Below are 3,379 nucleotides of genomic sequence, written 5' to 3'. Positions count from 1 at the left end.
AACGTTCTCCCATCAGCCTCCTGCGCCCGCCGACACTCCTCACTGTCGTCGCGTAGGTACACCACCCACATCGGGAAGATGCGGATCCCGCCCCCACCACTACCTACCGCTGTCGGCAGCTCGTGAAGACGGAGTGTCGGGATATCCAACCGACACTCCCATATTCCCCAGGTCAGAGCGGTCCTCGGCGACACGGCCGGGAATCTCACCTGAAGACTCCGATCCCACAGTTACCGACCACCCGGGATCGATGCTCGGCAGGGCAGGTCGTGGTGGCAGGGTTCGGGGTGAGGTCGGGGTCTGGCGCATCGAGTTCGGGCGCTGGCCGGGGCATCGCCGGGTTCGGCCAGGACGCCAGGGCGGGGCCGCGGTGTCGCGTGCGCAAGGCCCGCGTGACACGCGTGAACTTGTGGCACCGGGTACCCCAGACGGGTTCGACTGTGGTGTCGGGACGTCCCCTGGGGTGTGGACACCTTGAGTAGATGGGCCGTAGGGTCCGGAGTTCGAGGAGTTGATCGTGGGGGCCACACCGAACCAGAAATACGTCGGCGATATCACCTACCTGCCGATCGCTGAGGGCCGATTCCTGTATTTGGCGTTGGTCCTCGATCTGTTCTCACGCCGGTTGGCGGGCTGGTCGATCGCCGACCACATGTGTGCCGACCTCGTCGTCGACGCGCTACGCGCCGCAGCCACGACCCGGGGCGGCAATCTGGCCGGGGCGATCCTGCACACCGACCACGGCCAATACTGCTTTGAGCAGTTCGCCGCGGTGTGCGCCGAGCTGGGGGTGATCCAGTCCCGGGGCGCGGTCGGCTCCAGCGCCGACAACGCCGTCGCCGAGGCATGGAGCGGCTGCCTGAAACGGGAAACGCTACAGGGCGCCGACCGTTTCGCCTCGGCCCGCGACGCCCCGATGGATCACGCGATACAACACGATCAGGAGGCATTCGAGCATCGGGCAAACCAGCCCGATCACCTACGAGCAACAGACCGCCAGTAAGGTACCGCTCGCAGCGTGACAGCCGGTGTCCACACATCGGGGGAACCGCCTTCAATCTGTGACGCTGATCTACCGGGCCGGGAGAACGAGCAGCCCTCGCGTCGGGCCGCGCGCGAATCTGCACCGCGTCCACTCGAGAGTTGCCGTGTTGCCTACGGGCGGAGACGACTGTGGTTGGTGGCTGGCGATGCGATCGCTCTCGGCTGTTCCTGCGGACCGTGGCGGCAGAGATCAGTGATGCGGACTCGCCGGGATGTTGCAGCGCGAGGCGCCGCTGTGACGCCAGCGGCGGCATCGGTCAGGAGCTGACAGATTCTTCGGCATGTCGGCGCGACTGGCGGTGATGGACACAAGAATTCATGCTCGCGTTACGAAGTAGGTGGCATGACACTGTTGTGGGTTGGTGATGGTCGGCTGTCTCTGGAGGGCCCGCTTGCGTGGTGTTCTGCATTGGTAGCGGCGGTCCCGCGGCCCCTATAGCAGCTACAGAAGCCCCGGCGGCTGCTGGCAACTGGCAGTGCCGCGCATGACGTGTCCGCCACGCTGGCTACGCCAAGTCCGCGCTTGCCAGCCTCCGCCGCCGCGCTGGCGGCACGGGGTGGGGGCCGATCGTTCCCGAAGGCCTCCAAGGAAATCCGCCGCACCGATGTCGTCGGCATCTTCCCCGACCGGCAAGCCATCATTCGCCTCGTCGGCGCCGTTCTGGCCGAACAACACGACGAATGGATCGAAGGCCGCCGCTACCCCGGCCTCGACGTCCTGGCCCGATCCCGCTCAACCACCACGACCCACACCGACGAACAGGAGGAAACGACCCCGGCAGCACTCACCGCCTAATCGAATTCTGGATCAGGCGGTGACCACCCCACTTACACCACGCCCCGGGGCGTGACCCCGAGAATGCGGATAGCGGAATGGATCTGCCCAGTCGCGATTGATTCTCGTGGCCGGAGGCCCAGGATCCTGAGACGAAGGCGGTTCGATTTGGAGAAATCTAAGCACGAAGGTACATTTAATTCCGTCAAACTACCGAGCGATCGGCGGAAAGGCGCGAATACCCCCGAACGGGCCCCGTACCGACGCACCGGTCCGGGGCCCGATTAGGTAACAAAACAGAAGCGCGGTCCCGAAAAGCTTCGCCCCCTGGTCGGCCTGTGAAGTGGGCGCTTGAGGTGGCAGGTCAACCCTCGTCGTCGGCGCATGCTCGACGTGTACGCGTGTCGAACCGGCTGGCGGTATCGGCCAGCGCGATGGCCGATACCGCGGCGGTGTCCAGGATCAGTAGGCGTATGGAGCGCCCGGATGAGCGGCCTTCCCAGACTGACTGCGATCGTCACTGCCGCATTGGCTTAACCTCGGCAACAGCCGCCGTGATAGCGCTCTCGGCACCTCCGCGGAACTTTTGTACCTCGCGCTGAACTGGATCCTTCTCTAGCTTCCGCGCGGCAAATAGGTCCCAAGGGGTGCATCACGCGGCGCGACGGCGAATCCGACGTCCGTCGGCGGCGTGTCAGCCCCAGCTGTCGCGGGCCGCCGACGCGAGTACTTCGTCACCGAACTGGTGCAGCAGCGAATAGTGCCCGTTGTCGGGGTAGATCACCTGCTTTTGGGGGTAGGGCGCCGGGCCGTCGAAAGTGACGTCGTCTGTGATACCCACGAAGTTCATTTCCTCCTTTCCTCCTGCAGGGCGACGTAGAACTTCTGGAGAAACCGGCGAGCACACCACTGGTGTGATCTTCCCACGAGAAAAGACCGACACGAAATGGGGGAAATCCCTATGATGTACCGTGGGTGTACCTCGCTCGTAGATGGTGGTGAGCTGGAGGCGGTGACGGCAACGTCGAGGGAGTCGGTCGCGCTGTCTTGCGGCGATCGAGCCGGGCGGAGCTCGCCGACCAGGTCGACGGCGATCTGCCACATGGTGCGGCGCCAGTGTTCGTGGGGGCGCACCGACCGAAGCGGCTTCGAGGCAGCCTCAGCAGTGAATCGTTCGGCAGCCCGGCCGCGGCACCAACCGGCCCAGTATGCTAAGCAACCGGATGGCTGGCCGTCTCGTCGGAATGCACCGATCGAATTCCGGTGCTGTTGAGCGTGGCCAATGCCGACCGACAGCGCGTCGGCTTCGTCGTTCTTGCACGACCGTGACGGCGGCACACCCCGGCAATCAGCGGCGCATCAACCTCGCTCCAGCCCTCGCGGGTGCACACCGCGGTGCGGGCCTGCCGTTGGTGAGGTGCGACTGTTCCCGGTGATCGTCGCGGCTGATGGCTGCGGTTACTGCTATTGACCTGGAACTGAATGTTTGAGGTGTGGGTGGTGTTCGTGTAGGTCTGCGGGGTGGGTGATGATCTGAGGGTGGACATGCGCAGGCTTTCG

Annotated in this window: 2 protein-coding genes and 2 pseudogenes; 2 read left to right on the top strand and 2 right to left on the bottom strand. The window is 64.9% G+C overall.

What is annotated here, in order from left to right; all coding sequences use genetic code 11:
- Positions 1–523 precede the first annotated feature (523 nt).
- A pseudogene (locus tag ACWEO7_RS38730) lies at positions 524–1,022 on the top strand (transposase); the annotation flags it as partial.
- A gap of 599 nt (positions 1,023–1,621) precedes the next feature.
- Positions 1,622–1,840: pseudogene (locus ACWEO7_RS38725) on the top strand (transposase); the annotation flags it as partial.
- 673 nt (positions 1,841–2,513) lie between these two features.
- Here the strand turns inward: ACWEO7_RS38725 and ACWEO7_RS38720 are convergent.
- Both ACWEO7_RS38720 and ACWEO7_RS38715 read right to left on the bottom strand, forming a co-directional pair.
- The gene (locus ACWEO7_RS38720) at positions 2,514–2,660 is read right to left on the bottom strand and encodes a hypothetical protein (protein WP_452430724.1); all 147 of its coding nucleotides are present in this window, start codon (positions 2,658–2,660) and stop codon (positions 2,514–2,516) included.
- A 370-nt stretch (positions 2,661–3,030) separates the two neighbouring features.
- Positions 3,031–3,379 (bottom strand): hypothetical protein (locus tag ACWEO7_RS38715; RefSeq protein ID WP_452430723.1); only part of this gene is annotated, 349 nt, incomplete at its 5' end.

It is taken from the genome of Nocardia sp. NPDC004260, assembly GCF_053603155.1.
The sequence above is the reverse complement of the archived record's forward strand: the minus strand, read 5'-3'. Positions and strand labels throughout refer to the sequence as shown.